Source organism: Streptomyces sp. MNU76 (assembly GCF_020982545.1).
Taxonomy (GTDB): domain Bacteria; phylum Actinomycetota; class Actinomycetes; order Streptomycetales; family Streptomycetaceae; genus Streptomyces.
The window spans coordinates 18204-36974 of sequence record NZ_JAJKLK010000011.1; the positions used below are offsets into that span (position 1 = coordinate 18204).

An 18771-nucleotide genomic window follows, 5' to 3' on the forward strand; every position below is an offset into this window, starting at 1 on the left:
ACAGCATGGGACCGAGCACTCCAGCGCCCGGGTCCGTCATGGTCGGCCCGACCATCACCCCGACCACGGCAGCCCAGGCAACACGTTGCCTGATCGTGACCGGTGGTCGGGGCTGATGGTCGCCGCCCTGGTCGGGGCTGCCGGGTGAGGTGCCCCCATGAACTTCACGCCCGCGCCCGCCCCGGACGGCAACGCAGCAGAGAACCCCATCGACCCTCAGGACGAGCACGTGACCGTCGCCGGTCAACGCGACGCGCACCACCGGCTGCTCGGCCCTTTCCCACAGGCCGCCTGATCCCGGATCGGGCGGTCTCCCCGCGTTTCCACCCCGCTCCCGGACTCCCCAAGGAGGAGAACCCCATGGGCAAGACCATGCGTACCACCGCCGCCATCGCCCTGGCAGGCTTCGAAAACGTCGTCATGCTGGCCGCCGCCGGAACCGGCGGCGTACTGGGCTACAACGCGCCGGCCCTGCTGACCGACGCCGGAGTCGACGGCTGGCCCGGCAGCACCACGTCGACCTGGGCCGCCTTCTCCGCAGGGCTCATCGCAATCGCCTTCGCCTTCGGGGTCAGCGAACTCCTCGACTCGTTCATGTCGCCGCTGCGTGCCCTCACCCGCACCTCGACCTCCCCGGCCTACGGGCTGGGCACACAGGAGACGGACGAGGACCTGCCCACCGACGCCGAGGACCTCATCGACCGCCTGACCGAGGCAGCCCGGGCTGGCGGCGCCCACGACGCCGCGATGTATTCCGGGAGGGTCGACCCCGCCGGGAACCTCCTGCACAAGGCCAAGTTGTGGGTGGGCATCGACGGCACCAGCGCCCTGTTCCCCCTCACCGACGGTGCCTACGTGCACTACCGCAAGAACGAGGACGGCAAGTTCGCGACCCACGAATACGCCTTCGTTGTCACGGGGGCCGAGGACGAGCCGGTCCCCGTCACGTCCATGGACCAGGTGCGTGACCTCCTGGAGCGGCACCTCAACCACGAGGTGAAGGACGAGCCGGTCAGCGCCTGACCTGCCGGACCCCTGTGCCGCCCCGACCCCTCGCGGGCCGGGGCAGTGCAGAGGCCCGGCAGACGGGCTCCGACCGACACGGAGGGCCAGCGCCCCATGACGACCATGGACATCACCCACAGCCGCACGGAGGCACCCGAGGCCGTGGGCCCCAGTACCCGAGCCGCGGAAACGCCGATGATCAGCGAGCTGGTCGTGGTGACGCTTCATCTGGAGCACCTGGCCGAGACGGCCGGCCCGCCCGAGGACGAGACCGCCGCTCACCTGAACGGCATCACGCCCGAGCAGCAGCGCTCCTTCGTCCTGGGTAACGCCGACCGCATCCGCGCCGCCCTCGACAAGATCACCGCCCCGTACGAGGCGCCCACAACGCTGGTGCCCCCCGACCCCGGCCTGGCCGAAGACGACGGCAGCGACCTCCAGCCGCCGACCTGCTGCGCCCCGACCGACGTCACGGCGACCGCCGTTGCCACGTTCCCGGAGACGGCAGCCGTGTGTGCTGTACTCGCCGGCGACCGGAGTGACGCTCGGCGGATCGTCGCCGCCATGCTCCCCGGCGAGCGCGCCGCGTTCGCGGGCCAGCTCGACGAACTCCGCAAGCTCCTCGGCCTGGTCTGCGACAACTGCGGTTGCCTGGCCGAGCTCGGGACCGGCACGACCGACCCCTTCGCCGCGGTGTGCCGCTTCCTGTGCGATGCCTGCTCGGCCGACCTCCGGCGCGTCCACCGCACCCCCCGCTGACGGACCACTGCGACGACCCGCACACACCATGTCGTCGGCGCGGCCCTCGCCCTCCGACACCCCACAGACGATCTGACGTCGCCCGTCACCACCGAGGCCATCCCGTGGCCTCGCAGCCACCCACCACAGATACAAGGAGCACCTTCCACATGACCGACCACAGCAGCGCCTCGGCCATCCGCTTCGCCTCCGCCTACGCCCTGCTCCGCATGGCAGCGGACCTCGGAGACCACTGGATCCAGTCCGACCACCAGGCTGTCACCAAGGGCCAGCACGACGAGAACGAAGGCCAGTCCAGCTGGACCGGTCGCATCGCCTGCACCGCGCACGTCGCCACCTACACCGCCACCCAGGCCGCTGTCCTGTACGCCGGGTCCCGCGTCCTCGGGCTGCGCCTGAAGCCCAGCCGCGTCGCCGCGGCGCTCGCCCTGTCGGCCGCCACCCACTGGTGGGCCGACCGGCGTATCCACCTCAAGGCCGACCCCGGGGAATTGCATCTGATGCAGGCTCGGCTGTCGGCCGCTGGCCCTGAACTGCGGGAAGTGTACCGGCTGGCTGTCTAACGTCCAGCGAAGCTCATCGCGCCGTTGACCTGCGGGTTTTACAGAGCTCATTCATCAGATGCATGATTCCATCCTCTGGTGAGAGAGGGTGGGGCGTGTCCGACGGTACGAGGGAAGTGCAAGGCGCCGCGGTGCTGGAGCTGGTCTCGGGTGTGCATCTGCTGCACCCCGAGGACGCCGTACTCGACGCGATGCTGTCGGGATGGGCACGGCAGCAGCTGGGTGGCCGGGGGCTCCAGCCGGGCACTGCCGACGGCCGCCGCCGGGTTGTCGAGACGTTCCAGGAGTTCACAAACGAGTACCCCTGGCACTGGACGGCCGCGCACATCGACGAGTGGATGGCGGACCTGGTGATGCGACACAACCGCGCCAAGTCGACGCTCCGCAACTACCAAGGGGCCATCAGCCTGTTCATGGACTATCTCCTCAACCCGGTCTACGGGTGGGCGGAGGTCTGCCTGGAACGGTTTGGCACACACCCGACGCCGATCCTCCATGACGGCAACCGGCGCGAACACCTCGTGGACTACGAGGGCGGCGCAGAGCGCCGGCCGATGACGCGGGAGGAGTGCCAGCTCCTCTTCGACCACATCGACGACCGGGTGGACCGGATGATCAAGCGAGGCCGCAAGGGCGCCCTGACCGCCTACCGGGACTCCACCTTGTTCAAGACGGTCTACGGCTGGGGCCTGCGGGCCTCGGAGGCATCGGGCCTGGACCTGGTGGACCTCTACCGGAACGCGAAGGCTCCGCAGTTCGGCAGGTACGGCATGGTGCACGTCCGCAAGGCCAAGGGCACCAAGGGGTCGGGGCCGCGTCGGCGGAACGTCGCCAGCATTATGCCCTGGGCCGTGGAGGCCCTGGAGGACTACGTCGTCAACGTCCGCCCCCGTTACGGCTTCCCGTCCCACCCCGCCTTGTGGTTGACCGAACGCGGAGGCCGGCTCAGGACGCGCGAGATCGAGGACCGGTTCGCTCTCTACCGCGAGGAACTGGGGCTCCCGGAGGAACTCGTGCCGCATTGCCTGCGGCATTCGTACGTCACGCACAATATCGAGGACGGCGTCGACCCGAAGTTCATTCAAGAACAGGTCGGTCACCTCTACGCGTCCACGACCGCCCTCTACACCGCGGTCAGTGACGACTTCGCCAACACGATGATGCTCAAGGCCATCGATCTGGCCTTCGGCAACGACCCCGGCCAGCGGGTCCTGGAACGGAGTGGACGACGATGACGGCGAAGCTCGACTACAAGTGGAACCTGCGCGAGGTCATGGCCACGAAGGGCATGTTCTCCACCACCGATCTGCGGCCTCTGCTGGCCGAGCGGGGCATCGACCTGTCCGCCAGCCAGATCTACCGGCTCGTGGTTGAGGTCCCGGAACGGCTCAACCTCAAGGTCCTGATGGCCCTGCTGGACATCCTCGACTGTTCGATGGACGACCTGATCGAGCCGGTCGCCGCAGGCCGGCCGCGAGCGAAGAAGGCCGCGGACGGCACTGAGACGACCGGCGTCGGCGACTTTCGGCCCAAGCGGGCCCGGATCACCAGGTCGTGACCGCAATTTCCCGGACCGCCGTCGACCCGCACGCGGTGATCTGCGAGCTGGTCGCCGCGGTCGAACCGGATCTGCCCTCGGAGACTGTCCGGAAGGCGATAGGCCAGGCGGTTCGGTCCAAGTCGGCCGCCGTCCGCCTGGTCCAGGTCCTCGAAGCCGATCCCGAGTTGCTGACCTCAGGCCGGGCCGAAGGCCCGGCCTCGGTCGAACGCTTCATCCGCGCTCTCACTGAGCTCGGCGCCGCCCACGTCGTCCGACCGCCCTGCTCGCGCTGCGGCAGGCTGCGGCCTCTCGGGAGCATAGGCGGCTCCGGCCGCCGCGTCTGTTCCTCCTGCAGCGGCTCCGACAACCGCAAGGGTGCGGGCTCGGGCTGGGCCTGCGCGATCTGCGCCAACGGCGACACCCCGCGCTACGGCCTCGACCGCACCGGACGAGAGGTCTGCCGCTCTTGCTACAAGACCCAGTGCACCGAGGACCCAGGCGCTGATCTGCTCGGCTACCTCGATGGCCTTGCCCTCGGACTCGACGAAGCCGTACTGCGGACGGTGATCGCCGAGGTCACTGGAGGGAACACGTCGGTCACCCGCCGCCTGCTCTGGGACCTCCAGAACCAGCCCGGCTTGCTGACCGGCCAGGCCCACCACCATGGACCCAAGACCGTCCTCCTGGTCAACCGGCTCCACGAGGCCGGCGCCAACGGCGTCCCTGCCCCGAAGTGTCCGCACTGCGACCGGGCGGTCCGGCTCAGCCACTCGATCAACCGACTCCGAGTCTGCGGAACCTGCTACAACCACGCTAAAGCGGAGCCCTGCAAGTGGTGCGGACGCAACCGCCCCGTGGCGGGACGCGACGACACCGGAGCCCCGATCTGCAACACCTGCCGCAACAAGGAACCCTCCTACCAGGAGAAATGCGTTGTCTGCGGTCGCGTCGAGGGCGTCGGCGCCCGCACGGCCGACGGGCCGATCTGCGCCGTCTGCCGCAAACCGCCGGTTGTCCAGTGCGGTTCCTGCGGCAAGGTCCGGGCTTGCCTCTTCGCCTGGACCGACTCACCCCGCTGCCGGACATGCTCGCGCAAGCTGGAACCTTGCACCGACTGCGGGCGCCTGAAAACGGTGGCCGCCCGCACTCCCCGCGGCCCGATCTGCGAAAACTGCTGGGAACAGGCCCCAGAGGCACACAAGCCCTGCAAGCAGTGCGGCACGGTCGAGCGACTGTTCCACTTCGGCCTCTGCCGGAGATGCGCAGGCGACCGCCAACTGCGGAAGCTGCTGACGCCGCCAGATGGGAAGCCCCGTCCCGAACTCGACAAGATCGTGGACGCCCTGCTGAACCACAACCCCCGCAGGGCCTTGCTCTATCTGCGGGAATCACCCACGGCCACCCGTTTGGTCACCGACCTCGCCGCCGGAACCTGCGAGCTCACTCACGAGGCCCTCGACGCCCGCATGACCAGCCAGAAGGACATGGCCGTCGACTACTTCCGGGCCGTCCTGGTCTCCGCCGGCGTCCTGCCGGTCCGCGATGAGTACATGGCCCGGCTGGAGCGATGGATCGAACGCAAGACCGCATCGATCGAAGATCCCGAAGACCGCCGCCTGATCACCGCCTACGCCCGCTGGGACCGCATCGCACGCATCCGGCGCCGGGCTCGCGGCAAGCCGATTTCCGCCTTTGTCCAGGACGTCACACAGACCCGCATCGCCAAGGCCATCACTTTCCTGGCCTGGATCAAGGAGCAGGGTGAAACTCTGGCGACCTGTCGACAACCGCTCATCGACCTCTGGCTCGTCTCGGAGAACCACCAAGGCCCCTACATCGCGGGGCCGTTCGTCAGCTGGGCTGTCCGCAGCAAGTTCGCCTCCGGGATCAGCATCCCCACCAAACCACGGCGGATCTTCCACCGCCCGCTCGACGCCGAGGAGCGCTGGGCCATTGCCCGCGGGCTACTCCACGACGACTCCTTCGAGACCAAAGACCGCGTCGCGGGGCTGATGGTCCTGCTCTATGGCCAGTTCCCTGCAAGGACCTGTCGGCTGACCACCGCGCACGTCATCCACGACGAGAACGGCGTCGCGCTCCGCCTCAACAAGACGCCGCTGAGGCTGCCACCGCCCCTTGACGGCCTAGTCCTCCAGCTCGTCGACATCGCAAACGATCATCAACGCACCGTGATGTCGAACGACCTCAACGCACCCTGGCTCTTCCCGACTCAGCGGCCCGGCAAGCCACTGGGCAGCAAGCAACTCAGTCGCCGCCTCCGCAAGATCGGACTCCCTGCCGAAGCCGGACGATGCGCAGCCCTGCTTGATCTCTGCACACAGATGCCACCGGCCGTCCTCCAACGCCTTCTCGGAATCAGCCCGTCAGCCGCCGAACGGTGGGCCGCCGGGGCCGTCAGGACCGCCTACGCAGCCGAGGTGGCCCGCCGATCCTGAGAAGCCATGTGAAGAGCATTGAGAAGAAGTCTTTGCATATATATCTTCTCATCATGCCTGAATCACGACCACGCATGCTGTCTGACATCGACGCACTCAAGGCCCTCGCTCACCCGCTGCGCCAACAACTGGTGACCTGGCTTCAGCGCCATGGTCCGGCTACGTCCGCCGACCTGGCCGCAGAGTTCGGTGAGGACCGCGGCGCGACCAGCTATCACCTGCGGCAACTGGCCCGGTTCGGGTTCATCGAAGAGGACACGGACCGCTCATCCGGGCGTCGCAAGTACTGGCGGGCCATCCCACAGGACGTGCGGCTGCCGCGCCGCCCGACGGAACCCGAGGTTGCTCTCGCCGCTGAGGAAATCCACCGGCAATGGATGGAGCGTGCTGATCGTGACCTGACCGCCTACCTGTCCAACAGAGAGGCGTTCGGCGAGTTTGCAGCCAGCGCCATGCACTCCTTCGGTAGCACCATGCTCACCGCTGAAGAGCTGGCCGAGTTCGGTGAGGAGTACATCGCCTTCCTCAAACGCTGGGACCGGGAACCCGGTCAGGCTCCCCCCGGCAGTCGGCACATCTCCGTGGTGTTCCATGCCTTCCCCACTCCTGACAGCGGGGACGCGTCGTGACTGCCCCGACCGCCGAACGACCCTCGTTATGGCGCAACCGCGAGTTCGTCGCTCTGTGGAGCGGTCAGGTCGTCTCGACCCTGGGCGCCCAGATCAGCGGGACGGCGATGCCGCTGCTTGTGCTGGCGACCACCGGATCGCCCTCCGACGCCGGGATCGTCGGAGCCGCCGGCACGCTCCCCTTCCTCATCGCTCACCTGCCGGCCGGAGCGCTGGTGGACCGGTGGAACCGCCGCAAGATCCTGCTGATCAGCGAACTCGTTGCGGGACTGGCACTCTCCACCGTCCCGATTGCCATGTGGTTGGGCAAACTCACGGTCGCGCACCTCGCCGTGATCGCCTTCGTGCAGGGACTGTGCTTCGTCTTCTTCGGGCTGGCCGAGCGCGCCGCACTCCCGAAGATCGTCCCTGTCGCGCTTCTGTCCACCGCAGTGGCCCATAACGAGGCCAGGAGCCGCGGTGCTGCTCTGGCCGGTCCTCCCCTGGGCGGCATGCTCTTCGGCATCGACCGCGCCATGCCGTTCCTGGCCGACGCGGTCTCCTACATCGTTGCTTCCATCGTGCTGCTGTTCATCCGAAGCGACCTGCAGAACCAGACAAAGCCTCCCTCGGAGCCTCTGTGGCAGGCGACCACCGCAGGTTTGCGCTGGGTCTGGCGCCACCCCCTCATCCGCGCAGCGATCCTGTTGATCGCCGTCAGCAACCTGGTCTTCCAGGCCCTCGTATTGATCCTGGTCGTCCTCGCCCAGCGCCAAGGCGCCACATCCACCACCATCGGGATGATGCTCGGCATCTACAGCGGTGGTGGTCTGATCGGCGCACTCGCGGCGAGCAGGCTCCATCGTCACTTCAAGCCCAAGACCGTCATCGTCGGCGTCAATTGGATCTGGGCTGCGCTTCTGCCTCTGTTCGCACTCACGTCGAGCCCTCTGCTGATCGGCGCCATCGGTGCCGCCACCGCGTTCATCGGACCGTTGTGGAATGTCGTGATCATCACCTACATAACCGTCCTGGTTCCCAACGAGTTGCTGGGGCGTGTCACCAGCGCGGCCATGACCCTGTCCTGGGGGGTCATGCCGTTGGCCTCCCTCGGTGCCGGATACCTGCTCACCACCATCGGACCCATCGGCTCCGTGTTCGTGCTGGCCACGGTGATGCTTGTTACCGCGGTCATCGCCACCGTCAGTCCGGCCGTCCGTCATGCCCCGCCGATTCCTGCGCACGACAAGTCGGCCTAACCTCGACCGCCAACTGCGGGAGCCCGCCGCCCGGTGCCTGGCTCTATTCCGCACCCTCGAATATCCGAACCTGCCGATACTCGCGGACGCCACCGGCAAGGAGCGCTTCTACGCCCTGGGCGGCCCGCTGGGCGGCGCCTACGCCCTGGACCAGGCGTTCCACCACGCCGTGGAAACCGTCGCGGCCGTCATCGCGGCCTCCGAGTGACCCGGGTAAGGGGATCGATCGTGACGTTCCGCGAGCGCAGCAACAAGACCGGCTGGGATGACTGGGCGCTCGCCTGCGAGGCGGTGATGCTCCGCCGGTTCGCGAGCTTCAGCGATGATCCGGAGGCCGACGCCGCACGACGGATCGGCGAGGCCTTCACCGAAGACGAAGTCCGAAGGGCCGACGCCTACCTGGCCGCCGGTGTGCTCGACACCGGTCGTCTGGTCGCCATCGAGGCCACGCTCGACGACGCCGGTGACGACACCAAGTGGCTCGTCGAACAGCTCAGGCACGCGTGGGCATGCAACACGGTTCTGCGGGACCGGATCGACGACGCCGGAAGCCTCATGGACATCGGATGCGTCGCCAGCGCGATCGGATACGTCCCCGGCTCCCGGGAGGCGATCGACGCATGAAACCCCGGCGGCCGCACCCGCACCCGCTCACTCCGGCCGAACTGCCCGAGGGAGACACCTGGTTCCGCGGCTGCCCCGAGTGCCACCTGCCGATCCAAGGCGGCGCCGCAGGCCTGAGTGCACACCGCAGGACAGTGCACACCCGCGCCGGCGACCCCCGGCCTCAGATCACCATCCAACTCTGACCGCCGTCCCGGCTCACACCCCCGTCCCACGGGCCGTGACCCAACTGGTGGGTTCTTTACGGCGTAAAGAACCCACCAGTTTGCCCCCGCACCCGGGCGACGAGGGACTCCGTCGGCCCCGACGCCAACGGGCCCGGGAAACACGCTGAATTGGGAGAAGCACATGACCAGCTCCACTCTGGAGCCGCACCTCACCTGGCGGTTCCCGGAACAGGCCTCGGCCACGGTGAACCACCCAGCCCAGGAGACGTTCGGCTGGGACTGCCAGGCCCCCGGCTGCCAGGCCGGCCAGTACCGATACCTCGACGCCCGGGACGCGGCGCACGACGCCGACGCCCACGAACGCGACGAATCCCAGAAGCTCTTCGCGCCCGGGACCCTCGTGGTCTTCGTCGGGGCCGCGGCCGCGGGCAAGACGCGTCTCGCCGAGGCCTTCCCCGCCGACTGGGTCGTCAGCCTCGACCGGGAACGGGGGCGCCTCTCCGGCAACCGAGGCGAGCAGCTCGTGACGCCGCAAGCCGTCCAGATCCAGAACCTGCTGGTCGAGACGCGGCTGGAGTACGGGCAGACCACGGTCCTCGACTCCACGAACGTGGAGGCCCCCGTGCGTTCCCAACTCGTGGAGCGGGCCCGGCGCTGGCGCAGGCCGGTGGTCGCGATCGTGTTCCTGACCCGGCGGGACGTCTGCCTGCTCCGCAACGCCAGAAGGCCGACCGACCTGCAAGTGCCGGACGAAACCGTCGAGTGGCAGGTCGAGCAGACGGCGCTGTCGCTGCCGCTGCTGGCCGGTGAGGGGTTCGCCGACGTCCGTACGGTCGGTGCCGCGTGGCGCACCGGCTGGGCCTTCGCATGAAGGGGGAGTCCATGCTGCCGAAGGCCAGGAACAGGATCGGGTTCGTGCTGGGCGCCCTGGTGTTCTACGGCGACGTGAGGGCCGCGTTCACGCTGGCCCTGCTGCACAGCGCCCTAGGTTCGCGAGTCTCGTGGGCCTTAGCCGCCACGTCCGCCGCCGGCGCCGCGGTGGCCGTGTTGTTCTTCGTACGGGGCGTGCCCCGCTCCCGGCCGTTGAAGAAGCGGCTGGAGGAATGGGCGGAACGGTTGGACGACTGGATCGCACCGCCCCCCGTCCGCCCCCCGGGGGCGACCAAGCCGGTCGATCACCTGGCATTCCTCCTGGACCCCGCGACCGCCCCACCGCTTCCAGCCCCGGCGACGCGGTCGACCGAACCGCGGCCGCTGGCCGAGCACGACCTGGCGACGTGGAAGTGCCCGACGTGCCAGCAGACGCCGGTGGCAGGGACACACGCGTGGGACGACCGCGGCCCGTTCCAACTACTAAGCAACCACGCCTTCACCTGCCCCGACGGGCACCGGTGGACGAACAGCACGGACGGCGGCTGACCCAACACACCGAAGGAGAACGAGCAGTGAACGACAACATCCCGGACGACGCGGACGAAATCCGCACTGCACAGACCGCCCGTCGGATCGGCCACCACGACCCCACGGTCGAGGAACCCGCCGCCGGCACCGAGGACGCCGAGCCGCTCGACGACCATCTGGTCAGTGGAGAGGACGCCGACTGGATCGCGCGGCAGATCGGCCCCCAGCAGGTCGGGGGCCGCTACTACAGCGCGTACTGGGGGAAGGCGTACGAGGTCCTCGCCATCGACGACCAGACCGACAGTTGGGGGCCGTGGGAGATCACCGTGCGCTGGGACGACGGCCGTGAGCACACACACTGCACGGCATGGGACCCCGAGCGGGACCGCGTTATCGCCCAGCCGCTCGTCCCCGACGTCACCATCGTCTCCACCGGGCGCCTCCACGACGCCGAGGAGTCCGAGCACGCCGACATCCTGCAGCACGCCACCATCGCGATCGATCTGCGCTTCCACTTCTTCTCCCGGTAGTTCCAGACACTCTCATTTGTTGGGCGGCCCCGAAGGAGCCGCCCAACACTATTTGCGAGCTGCTTCGTTACCTCTGACGGTTGTGAGTTCTCTCAGCCGGAGGGGTAGTGGATCTGTTCTTCGTCAGCCGGGCCCGCGTACAGGAACGGCCCGAGTTGTACAGCGAGGTTGGGGTGGAGGCCGTACGACGGTTGGACTTCCGGGCCTTGCCGGATCGTCTGCCGGTGATCGTGGACGATCAGATGCAGCCGGTGGAGCCGGCCTGTTCCTGGTTTCGCCACTTGGCCTACCAGGGGCGCGATCCGGAGGACACGCTGCGGCACTACGCCTACATCGTGCTGCGGGTGATGGAGTTCCTCGCAGAGCGGGGCCGGGATCTGGGCACGGTCGTGGAGTCCGATCTGGTGGCGTACCGGCGGTCGCGCATGGAGTTGCAGGACGTGCCGGTGGGAGGGACGGTCTGGGACCGCGAGGCGTCGGTGATCAACACGCTGCTGGACTGGATGGTCGGGCAGGGCCTGCGCCCCGCATCGCCGCTACGGGCTGCGGGTTCCTCGAACCCGCTGTCCACCGGGATGAGCCGGGACATGGATATCCGGCACCTGACGCTGGGGCAGTACCTGTTCTTCCGGGACGTCGGACTGGGCGGGCAGACCCTGGACGGCGGGGTGGATCGGGTCTTCCGCGGCCAGGCACCGAACCGGAGCCGCGCGGCGGCCGATCTGGCAGTGACGTCGGGGATGCGGCCGCAGGAGTGGTCGACGGTGCTGCTGCCGGAACTCGCGGTCGGGAGGCGGCGGCCCGGCGAAGGAGCGGAGTTCGACCTCCAGGCGTGCGCGAAATACAAGAAGCACCGCACCGCCTACGTTCCGCCGGACGCGCTGACCTCGGTGGACCGGTTCGTGCTCATCGAGCGGCCGGAGATGGCCGAGTCGATGGCCCGCACGCTGGAACGGCGCCACCGGGACCTGTTCGTGGTCGCTGAGATCGACTACGCACGGCGCCGGCTGCGGGGACGCTGGCAGGACCGGAACCGGGCGTTCGCCTGGTCAGCAATGCCGCCGAATCTGCGGCGGGTTACGGTCCATGAGGGACCGGCCGGGCTGGAGCCACTGGCGGTGTTCATCGGTCACGGCAGCCTGATGCTCACCTCGTCGTCCTGGGACCGGGTCCGCTACCAGGCATGGGACCGGATGACGGCGGCCCGCGAGAACGAGCGGGCCCCTCAACTTCCCGTAAAGCGCTGGCGTTTCCACGACCTGCGGCACACGTTCGCCCTGCGGTTGTTGGATTTCCTGATGCGGCGGGCGGCCGAGCTCGAGCGGACAGCGGACCGGGCGGGCACAGTGACGCTGGCCGAGCACATCGCCTTCAACCCGCTGCTGATCGTCAGCCGGAGGCTCGGTCATTCGAGCCCGGCCGTGACCTATGAGTACCTGCGCTACCTGGAGGATCCAATGTCCTACGTCGATGCCGCGTTCGCCCAGTGGGCGGCTGGCGACGAGGACACCTACGCGGACATCGCCCTGCGGGGCATGAGAGGCGAGGAGGCCGGTCATGCCGCGGCGCGGTGAACGGCGCCGGGACTTCCGGCACGACGACCCTCACCTGGGGCCGGCGAGGATCGGTGTCCGGCAGGTGGTCACGCCGGACTCCAGGGGAAAGAAGAGGGTCCTGAGGTTCGACCCGTCGCAGTTCGCCTGCCGGACGCTCGCGTCGGAACTCGCGGACGAGTGGGGCGAATACATCGAGGTGACGGCCCGCAGGACCGGCACGGCCAGCAGGCACCGTCAAGGCCTGCGGATGTTCTGCGAGCATGTCGACGCACAGTTGGCCGACCGGGCAGCGGAGGCGTCCCTGGCCAGGGCGGACCCGGACCTGACCGCAGTGCTGCTGGCCTGGGAACAGGCGCTGCCAGCCCAGTATCCGCCTGGCTCGACACGCCCGGGAACCTTCGCGGCGAACCTGCGCATTCTGATCAACCGGCGCCAGCAGCATCCCGAGCGGACGCTTGCCGCCCGGCTGGCACAGGTGGCCGCTCAGGACCACGGCCTGGCCTGGGGCACCACCCAGGAACTGGACGAGTTCTCCCGCAAGGAGAAGGCCGCGTTGGTCAGGGCAGCCTGGGACGACGTCGCCCGGCTCCGCAAGCGGCTGAAGGCCGGATGGGAGGTGGTCACCGCCGGCGGGCACCCTGCCGAACGCGGCTGGTCGACGATGCCGAATCTGCTCTGGGCCCTGGCCCACCAGGCCGTCTCGCCAAAGGAGATGGCCAGGACGGTCCCGTTCCCCCTGGCCCCGGAGCTGGCGGCGATCATCCCGGACCATGTCCGGACCGAGGGACGAAGCTGCGGGCTGCGCGGCTACTTTCTGGTCCGCGGCCTGCTGAACCAGCTCTATCCCAACGAGCGTGACCTGCACGCCTTCCGGGTCCTCCTGATCGCTGCGACCGGTCATTCCCCGGAAGAGGTGACCAGTCTGACGGAGGACTCGGTGGAGTTCACCGAGGGCGGCGTCCGGCTGACCATGACCAAGAACCGGGCACGCAGGATCCACCGCCGCGCCTTCGCCCACATCGACAAGGTGAACGCGGTTGAGCACGCTCAGGAGTACGCGGACCGGCCCCGCCTGGAAGTCTCGGCAATCATCCGGCAGCTGATGGAAGCGACCGCACCGTTGCGCGAGCTCTACGGCACGCGTCCGGCGCCGCTGTTCCTGCAAGGAACACTGCCGCCCAACGGGCAGTTCACCGTCGGCCAGGGACGGCTGCGGCGTTTCCGGCAGTGGGTGAAGGAGATGGGACTCGACCTGGAGGGCCTGGCCGACGTCCGGAGGCTGAGGAAGTCGGTGAAGGTGGAGAAGGCCGTCGCCTTCGGCGGCCGGATCACCGACATCGCGGACGACCACCACGAGGAGACATTCCGCGGCCACTACGCGCAGGGCACCACCCTTCGGATGATCTCCGGACAGGTGATCACCACTGCCCAGCAGTCGTGGTTCGACAAGGCGATCGCCGGGCCCGTCGTCCTGGACGCCGCGGCCGAGACAGCGCTCGGAGAGGAAGACACCACACCTGCCCTGCGGGAGCTGGGACTGAGCGCCGAGCAGGTCGAGGACCTGCGCAGCGGGGCGATGGAGATGGGCGTCACCAGCTGCCGTGATCCATTCGACTCACCGTTCTCCCGCCCCGGTGATCTCTGCACGGTCGCGCCGTTGCGCTGCCTGGAGTGCCGCAATGCCTGGATTCTGCCCTCGCATCTTCCTCAACTGCTCTTGTTCAGCGACCACTTGGACAAGTTGCGCACCCGGTTGAGCCCGGTCCACTTCCAGACCCTCTGGGGGCAGACCGCCGCCAACCTGGCGGCGGTCCTCGCCGAGCGGACCGAGGCGGAGATCGCCGCCGCCCTCCAGCACATCGCCGACGGCACCAACACCTTGCAGCTTCCCCTCGCCGCACGAGCGGAGTTCAACGCATGAACAGCACAGCCCCCGACCTGCTGGCCGAAGCGGCCTTCCTCGCGGACGAACCGGTCCTGACGTCGCGTTCCCTGCTGCCGGGCGCGGTCAGTCCGCTCTTCGCGCAGTGTGATCAGTGGGACCTGAACGGGGTTCTGAAACGTCCGGCGAACCTGCACCCGGCCGAGTGGAAGCTGAAGTTCGACGGCTTCACCGGCCCCTGGCACCTCAGGGCCCGCGAGCTGGCCATGATCTCGCTGAACCCGCGGCACCCGAAGGTGATGGCCGCCGGGATCCCCACCCCGCGCAGGCCGGTCGACCCCCGGACTGCCATCAAGAGGGTCGGGACCTTGCGGGCCTTGGCGGCATGGGCCGCTGAGCGGGGCCTTCCCGAGGATCTCAGGGCATGGCCCGAACATCAGTTGCACGTCCGCATCGCCGGGCTGAAGGAGGAGGGGCTGGCCGTCAACACCGTGACCAGTCACATCACGGTGATCCGTGAACTGCACCGCTGCGGGCCCCTGCTGACCGGCGGCGGCCTGCTCCGCGATCCCTGGGCGGGCATGTCCTCACGAGCGGCTACGGGTGTTTCGGCGAGCGGCCCCCGGACGCTGTCGACGCCGGTCATCCCGCCTGAGGTGTGGTTCCCGCTGATCCGGGCCGCCTGGACCTACATCGACACCTTCGCCCCAGACATCCTGCGGGCCCAGGAACGCTGGCAGCAACTCCAGGCGGAGGCGACACGCTCGTCGGTGGGCGCGGAAGCCCGGCTGCGGGCCTGGCTGGCTGACCCGAGCAACCTCGTCCCACTGCACGACGAGCACCATCCGCCGCGGATCACTGACGCAGGCATGATCCACTGGGGGCTGCTGTCGTTTCAGATCGGAATCGACAAACGGGCCCAGATCTTCACCCAGGCGCGCGGCCTGCGGGGGATCGTGCTGGAGGCGGTGGAGCGTGGCCAGTGCGCGACCGCTAGTGTCCTGCCGGAGTATTTACAGGTCAGGCGCGCGGACGGCACGACGGGCGGCTGGAGCCGCGGGCTCGCACCCCGCAGCCTGACGAGAGAAATCCAGATTCTGCGAGTCGCCTGCTACGTCTTCGTCACCGCGTTGAGCATGATGCGCGACTCCGAGGTCCAGGAGGTCGTCAAGGGCTCGGTGGTCGAGCACTTCGGGGCGCCGGCCGTGGTCTCGGCAGAGGTCAAGGGCGAGGAGGACTTCCCCCGAAAGCACTGGTGGATCATCGAACCGGTCGCCCGGGCCCTGGCCCTGGCGGAGGAGATCGCCTCACACCCCGAGCGACTGTTCACCGGCATCGCCGGAGAGATCAGGAACGCGGAACGGTTCACGGCAGTCGGAGGGATCAAGGCGTTCATCGAGCACGTGAATACCCGGACAGACGTCAACGGGCTGGAGCCCATCCCGAACGAGCGGGTCGCCCCGCACATGTTCCGCCGGACCATGTCCATGCTGACCGACCAGTTCCCCGGCTCCGAGATCGCCCTGGGCATCCAGCTCAAGCACGTCGCCTCACGAGCCCTGGCCAACCGCACCACCCAGGGCTATGCCGCCCCCGCGACATCCTGGGCCAAACACCTGGATGCGGCGATCGAAGCCGCCCGGTTCCGCGGACTGCGGGACCTGTTCGACGCCCACAAAGCGAACGAGCCGATCGGGTTCGGCCCCGGCGTCGACCAGCTGACCCGCGCCTTCGACACGATCCGTGACACCGTCGCCGCCCAAGGAGGCGACGCGACGGTCGAACATGCCCTGCTGAAGCAGGCCCGTATCTCCATCCGATTCGGAACCCTGAACAACTGTCTGTTCGACGCCGCCAACCCGGCTGGCGCCGTCTGCCTGGAGAACACTGTGATCCCACCCGGCCATACCGGCCCCCTACCGGACCGCTGCCGCCCGGACCGCTGCGGCAACAGCATGATCGGCCCCCAGCACGTCGAGATCTGGGACAGCGAGGAGCGATCCCTCACCAAGCTCCTGGAGACCCGCCGCCTGGCCCCCGGGCATCGCGCGGCACTCGAACAGCAGCGGGACGAAGCACAGGCCGTCCTGCGAAAGGCCGCACGATGAACGACACGAGCGTCTCGGCCAAGACCGAGCACAAGCTCCGCGACGCCATGAACCGGCTCCTGGCGGGCAAACCGCAGCGCAGCGACGGCCGGCTCACGAAGAACAACCTCGCCCTCGAAGCGGGCGTCAGCCCGGCCACGATGTTCCGCGCGAAGGTGGTGCTGGCCGACTGGGACGCCCACATCATCGCCCATGGCAGCCTCACCCCCGGCGAGGCCCGCCGCGACGCCGACATCGACGACCTCCGCCGCCAACTTGCTGCGGCCAAGAAGGAGATCACCGAGCTCAACCGTCGCCTGACCGCCGCCGCCACCGTCATCGCCGCGTTCCACCACGACAACCGGATGCTGCGGACCGAGCGCGACACAGCGAGCACCGTCGTCGCGTTCCCGTCGCAGCCCCGAGCCTGAGTACCTGCCGCTGTTCGTGATGGTCGCCCCGGCCGACATGACCGACCGCGACGCAGCGAAGGAAGTCCTGTTCCGGCTGCGGCTGATGCACCCCGAGATCGCGATCGCCTGGGCCGATCCGCCGACGCGGGCAAGCACATGACCTGGGCGAAGACCCACCTCGGCCTCACCCTCAAGACCGTCAGCCGCCCGAAAGACGCCAGCGGGTTCGTCGTCCTGCCTCGCCGCGGGGTGGTCGAACGCTCGCTCGCCTGGATCATGCACGCCCGCCGTCACGCACGGGACTACGAACGCCTCATCCAGTACTCGGAATCACTGATCACCTGGGCCGCGATCACCATCATGACCAGGCGCATCACCCGCCGGACCTCCCGCCGCAGCGGCCAGCCGACTCCCGGGAAGCTGCACGGGACTGATCGTTCTCGAAGACAGCGTCATCTCCTTGCCCCGCACCGGCCCGAACCGCGATATCTGCACCAATCCTCCCACCGAAGAACCAACTGAGACTACGTCCTGGCGATCTCTTGCCGGAGCTGATGGGTGAAGCGGCGAAGGAGATCCACCGTCTCCCTGTACTCGGCCTTGCGATCGTCCCTGCCCTCGCTGGGCCGGGAACCCCAGACCCGACGCGCGAGAGCGTCGGCGAGATCGACGGTGTCGTCGGCGCACAGTAGGTAGAGGGCTGACCGGGCTTCCTGCATCCGGCCCGCCAGTTCGTTGGCCCCGGCGCCATCGTCACTCAGCTGCGTTTCCCGAAGGTAGTCGATGAGCTGGACCACGGCGGTGTTGAAGCCGACCCCGGCCTTCAGCTTCTGTTCACGCAGCCACATGCGGTCCTGTCGGCGCGCAGTGAACCAAGACCCGAACACGGCCCCTATGAGGCCGAAACCAGCCCCGATGGCCACGGACAGGATGTTCACCACGTCATCTCCCCCCGACACACAGCTGACAGCAGGCTACAGAAGCCATCGAGGGCCCAACTCGATGGGTGATCCGAACGAAACGACCTGACGCGCGCAACGACGGCCAGCCGCATGGGTGAGGAGCCCCCGTTCGAATCTGAGCCGGACGAACTCAACCGGGGAACTTCGAAAGCAGGTACCGAACCCGCCACCCCCAGGGGTGAACTCCGAGATGAGAGGCCGACTCTCAACCCACTGTTCCCCTGGTCCACCACGAACGGTCAGTGACTCCCGACACATCAAGGATGCGGCCTCTCATGAGAGTCCAAAACGGTGGAGAACAGCTCAGGGACCCGCACGTGTCGCCGGACCTGCGCGAACTGACCGCCCACAACCAGGTCGTCGTCGACGCTGTGATGGACACGCCGGGCGTGCGCGAGGTCCTCGCAGCGACCGCGCTGCAGGTCCAGGCGTACCTTGCCGGACCCACGAAGGCGCCGATCACCGTGGTCACCCAGTGCGCCGGCGGACGCCACCGTGCCGCGGTCACGGCTATGGCGCTGCACGCCGTCGTCTGTGGCGACGTCGAGCAGGCCAGCGGGTACGGCCTCACCGAGTCGGCTCAGGCGTTCGTCGACCGGGACCTGGTCGTGAAGCTGACCCACCGTGACCTCGCACGGCCCGTCGTCCAGCGATGACCTCCGAGGTGCGAGAGACGGCCCGCCCGAGGCCTTCCCCACGACGCCGGTGGCGCGCTGCCACCGGCCGGGCGGCCACCCCCGACCAGTGCCCCAGCCGCTGACGGCTCCCCGTGCCGCACCGATCCCCACCGGACCGGTGCGCTGCGGAGGACCGGCCAGACCTTGACGGTCCCCAATCGCGGCGATCGCCGCCCCCACTCCTGCACGCACGGCGGTCGGGGAGACCGGACCCCGTGTCGCGTGCGCAATCCGACCGCTCCTTCACCAGGCACATCGCCCTAGCAGCACAGGGCGGAACCG

At 68.5% G+C, this 18771-nt stretch carries 20 protein-coding genes and 1 pseudogene; 20 read left to right on the forward strand and 1 reads right to left on the reverse strand.

Translation table 11 applies throughout. The annotated features are described in order from the left end of the window. Window positions 1-157: 157 nt before the first annotated feature. From E4N62_RS24860 to E4N62_RS24950, 19 genes and pseudogenes are all read left to right on the forward strand, one after another. Window positions 158-295 (forward strand): hypothetical protein, encoded by a 138-nt coding sequence (locus tag E4N62_RS24860; RefSeq protein WP_230217891.1) that lies wholly within the window; start codon window positions 158-160, stop codon window positions 293-295. 65 nt (window positions 296-360) lie between these two features. Next, window positions 361-1023, forward strand: coding sequence for a hypothetical protein (locus E4N62_RS24865; RefSeq protein WP_230217893.1), 663 nt, complete (start codon window positions 361-363; stop codon window positions 1021-1023). Between the two features lie 96 nt (window positions 1024-1119). After that, entirely contained in the window at window positions 1120-1764 is a 645-nt protein-coding gene (locus tag E4N62_RS24870; RefSeq protein WP_230217895.1) for a hypothetical protein, read from the forward strand. Window positions 1765-1913: 149 nt separating this feature from the next. After that, window positions 1914-2327, forward strand: a complete 414-nt coding sequence (locus tag E4N62_RS24875) for a hypothetical protein (RefSeq protein WP_230217897.1) — start codon at window positions 1914-1916, stop codon at window positions 2325-2327. 95 nt (window positions 2328-2422) lie between these two features. After that, complete coding sequence (locus E4N62_RS24880; protein ID WP_230217899.1) at window positions 2423-3562, forward strand: tyrosine-type recombinase/integrase; 1140 nt, start codon at window positions 2423-2425, stop codon at window positions 3560-3562. Continuing rightward, on the forward strand, window positions 3559-3885 hold the full coding sequence (locus E4N62_RS24885; RefSeq protein ID WP_230217901.1) for a helix-turn-helix transcriptional regulator: 327 nt from the start codon (window positions 3559-3561) through the stop codon (window positions 3883-3885). Before E4N62_RS24880 ends, E4N62_RS24885 begins: the two co-directional genes overlap by 4 nt. Then, window positions 3882-6323: a hypothetical protein gene (locus E4N62_RS24890; protein ID WP_230217904.1), complete on the forward strand. Its 2442-nt coding sequence runs from the start codon at window positions 3882-3884 to the stop codon at window positions 6321-6323. Before E4N62_RS24885 ends, E4N62_RS24890 begins: the two co-directional genes overlap by 4 nt. Before the next feature lie 8 nt (window positions 6324-6331). After that, window positions 6332-6952 (forward strand): helix-turn-helix transcriptional regulator, encoded by a 621-nt coding sequence (locus E4N62_RS24895; protein WP_230217906.1) that lies wholly within the window; start codon window positions 6332-6334, stop codon window positions 6950-6952. Beyond that, window positions 6949-8190 carry an MFS transporter gene (locus tag E4N62_RS24900; protein ID WP_230217908.1) on the forward strand — a complete coding sequence of 414 codons (1242 nt, stop codon included), beginning with the start codon at window positions 6949-6951 and terminating at the stop codon, window positions 8188-8190. The genes E4N62_RS24895 and E4N62_RS24900 overlap by 4 nt, the downstream gene beginning before the upstream one ends. Further along, window positions 8153-8398 (forward strand): hypothetical protein, encoded by a 246-nt coding sequence (locus tag E4N62_RS24905; RefSeq protein ID WP_230217910.1) that lies wholly within the window; start codon window positions 8153-8155, stop codon window positions 8396-8398. The genes E4N62_RS24900 and E4N62_RS24905 overlap by 38 nt, the downstream gene beginning before the upstream one ends. Before the next feature lie 20 nt (window positions 8399-8418). Next, window positions 8419-8814 (forward strand): hypothetical protein, encoded by a 396-nt coding sequence (locus tag E4N62_RS24910; RefSeq protein ID WP_230217912.1) that lies wholly within the window; start codon window positions 8419-8421, stop codon window positions 8812-8814. Between the two features lie 348 nt (window positions 8815-9162). Beyond that, on the forward strand, window positions 9163-9852 hold the full coding sequence (locus E4N62_RS24915) for an ATP-binding protein (RefSeq protein ID WP_230217914.1): 690 nt from the start codon (window positions 9163-9165) through the stop codon (window positions 9850-9852). An 11-nt stretch (window positions 9853-9863) separates the two neighbouring features. After that, window positions 9864-10400 (forward strand): hypothetical protein, encoded by a 537-nt coding sequence (locus E4N62_RS24920; RefSeq protein WP_230217916.1) that lies wholly within the window; start codon window positions 9864-9866, stop codon window positions 10398-10400. Between the two features lie 26 nt (window positions 10401-10426). Continuing rightward, window positions 10427-10912 (forward strand): hypothetical protein, encoded by a 486-nt coding sequence (locus E4N62_RS24925; RefSeq protein ID WP_230217918.1) that lies wholly within the window; start codon window positions 10427-10429, stop codon window positions 10910-10912. A 107-nt stretch (window positions 10913-11019) separates the two neighbouring features. After that, window positions 11020-12486 carry a hypothetical protein gene (locus tag E4N62_RS24930; RefSeq protein WP_230217920.1) on the forward strand — a complete coding sequence of 489 codons (1467 nt, stop codon included), beginning with the start codon at window positions 11020-11022 and terminating at the stop codon, window positions 12484-12486. Then, the gene (locus E4N62_RS24935; RefSeq protein ID WP_230217922.1) at window positions 12470-14389 is read left to right on the forward strand and encodes a hypothetical protein; all 1920 of its coding nucleotides are present in this window, start codon (window positions 12470-12472) and stop codon (window positions 14387-14389) included. The genes E4N62_RS24930 and E4N62_RS24935 overlap by 17 nt, the downstream gene beginning before the upstream one ends. Beyond that, window positions 14386-16458, forward strand: a complete 2073-nt coding sequence (locus E4N62_RS24940; RefSeq protein ID WP_230217924.1) for an integrase — start codon at window positions 14386-14388, stop codon at window positions 16456-16458. Before E4N62_RS24935 ends, E4N62_RS24940 begins: the two co-directional genes overlap by 4 nt. Next, a complete protein-coding gene (locus E4N62_RS24945) occupies window positions 16455-16868 on the forward strand; it encodes a hypothetical protein (protein ID WP_230217926.1) in 414 nt (137 codons plus the stop codon). The genes E4N62_RS24940 and E4N62_RS24945 overlap by 4 nt, the downstream gene beginning before the upstream one ends. A gap of 1 nt (window position 16869) precedes the next feature. Continuing rightward, window positions 16870-17231: pseudogene (locus E4N62_RS24950) on the forward strand (transposase); the annotation flags it as partial. Between the two features lie 143 nt (window positions 17232-17374). Here E4N62_RS24950 and E4N62_RS24955 read toward each other — a convergent pair. Then, window positions 17375-17791: a hypothetical protein gene (locus tag E4N62_RS24955; RefSeq protein WP_230217927.1), complete on the reverse strand. Its 417-nt coding sequence runs from the start codon at window positions 17789-17791 to the stop codon at window positions 17375-17377. 296 nt (window positions 17792-18087) lie between these two features. Between E4N62_RS24955 and E4N62_RS24960 the strand changes: the two genes are divergently transcribed. Further along, window positions 18088-18468, forward strand: a complete 381-nt coding sequence (locus E4N62_RS24960) for an RNase adapter RapZ (protein WP_230217929.1) — start codon at window positions 18088-18090, stop codon at window positions 18466-18468. Window positions 18469-18771 lie beyond the last annotated feature (303 nt).

Excerpts from the sequence above, each read along its gene's own strand:
- E4N62_RS24860 (WP_230217891.1), top strand. The coding sequence starts at position 158 with ATGAACTTCACGCCCGCGCCCGCCCCGGACGGCAACGCAGCAGAGAAC.
- E4N62_RS24865 (WP_230217893.1), top strand. The coding sequence starts at position 361 with ATGGGCAAGACCATGCGTACCACCGCCGCCATCGCCCTGGCAGGCTTC.
- E4N62_RS24870 (WP_230217895.1), top strand. The coding sequence starts at position 1,120 with ATGACGACCATGGACATCACCCACAGCCGCACGGAGGCACCCGAGGCC.
- E4N62_RS24875 (WP_230217897.1), top strand. The coding sequence starts at position 1,914 with ATGACCGACCACAGCAGCGCCTCGGCCATCCGCTTCGCCTCCGCCTAC.
- E4N62_RS24885 (WP_230217901.1), top strand. The coding sequence starts at position 3,559 with ATGACGGCGAAGCTCGACTACAAGTGGAACCTGCGCGAGGTCATGGCC.
- E4N62_RS24905 (WP_230217910.1), top strand. The coding sequence starts at position 8,153 with ATGCCCCGCCGATTCCTGCGCACGACAAGTCGGCCTAACCTCGACCGC.
- E4N62_RS24915 (WP_230217914.1), top strand. The coding sequence starts at position 9,163 with ATGACCAGCTCCACTCTGGAGCCGCACCTCACCTGGCGGTTCCCGGAA.
- E4N62_RS24920 (WP_230217916.1), top strand. The coding sequence starts at position 9,864 with ATGCTGCCGAAGGCCAGGAACAGGATCGGGTTCGTGCTGGGCGCCCTG.
- E4N62_RS24935 (WP_230217922.1), top strand. The coding sequence starts at position 12,470 with ATGCCGCGGCGCGGTGAACGGCGCCGGGACTTCCGGCACGACGACCCT.
- E4N62_RS24940 (WP_230217924.1), top strand. The coding sequence starts at position 14,386 with ATGAACAGCACAGCCCCCGACCTGCTGGCCGAAGCGGCCTTCCTCGCG.
- E4N62_RS24945 (WP_230217926.1), top strand. The coding sequence starts at position 16,455 with ATGAACGACACGAGCGTCTCGGCCAAGACCGAGCACAAGCTCCGCGAC.
- E4N62_RS24960 (WP_230217929.1), top strand. The coding sequence starts at position 18,088 with ATGAGAGTCCAAAACGGTGGAGAACAGCTCAGGGACCCGCACGTGTCG.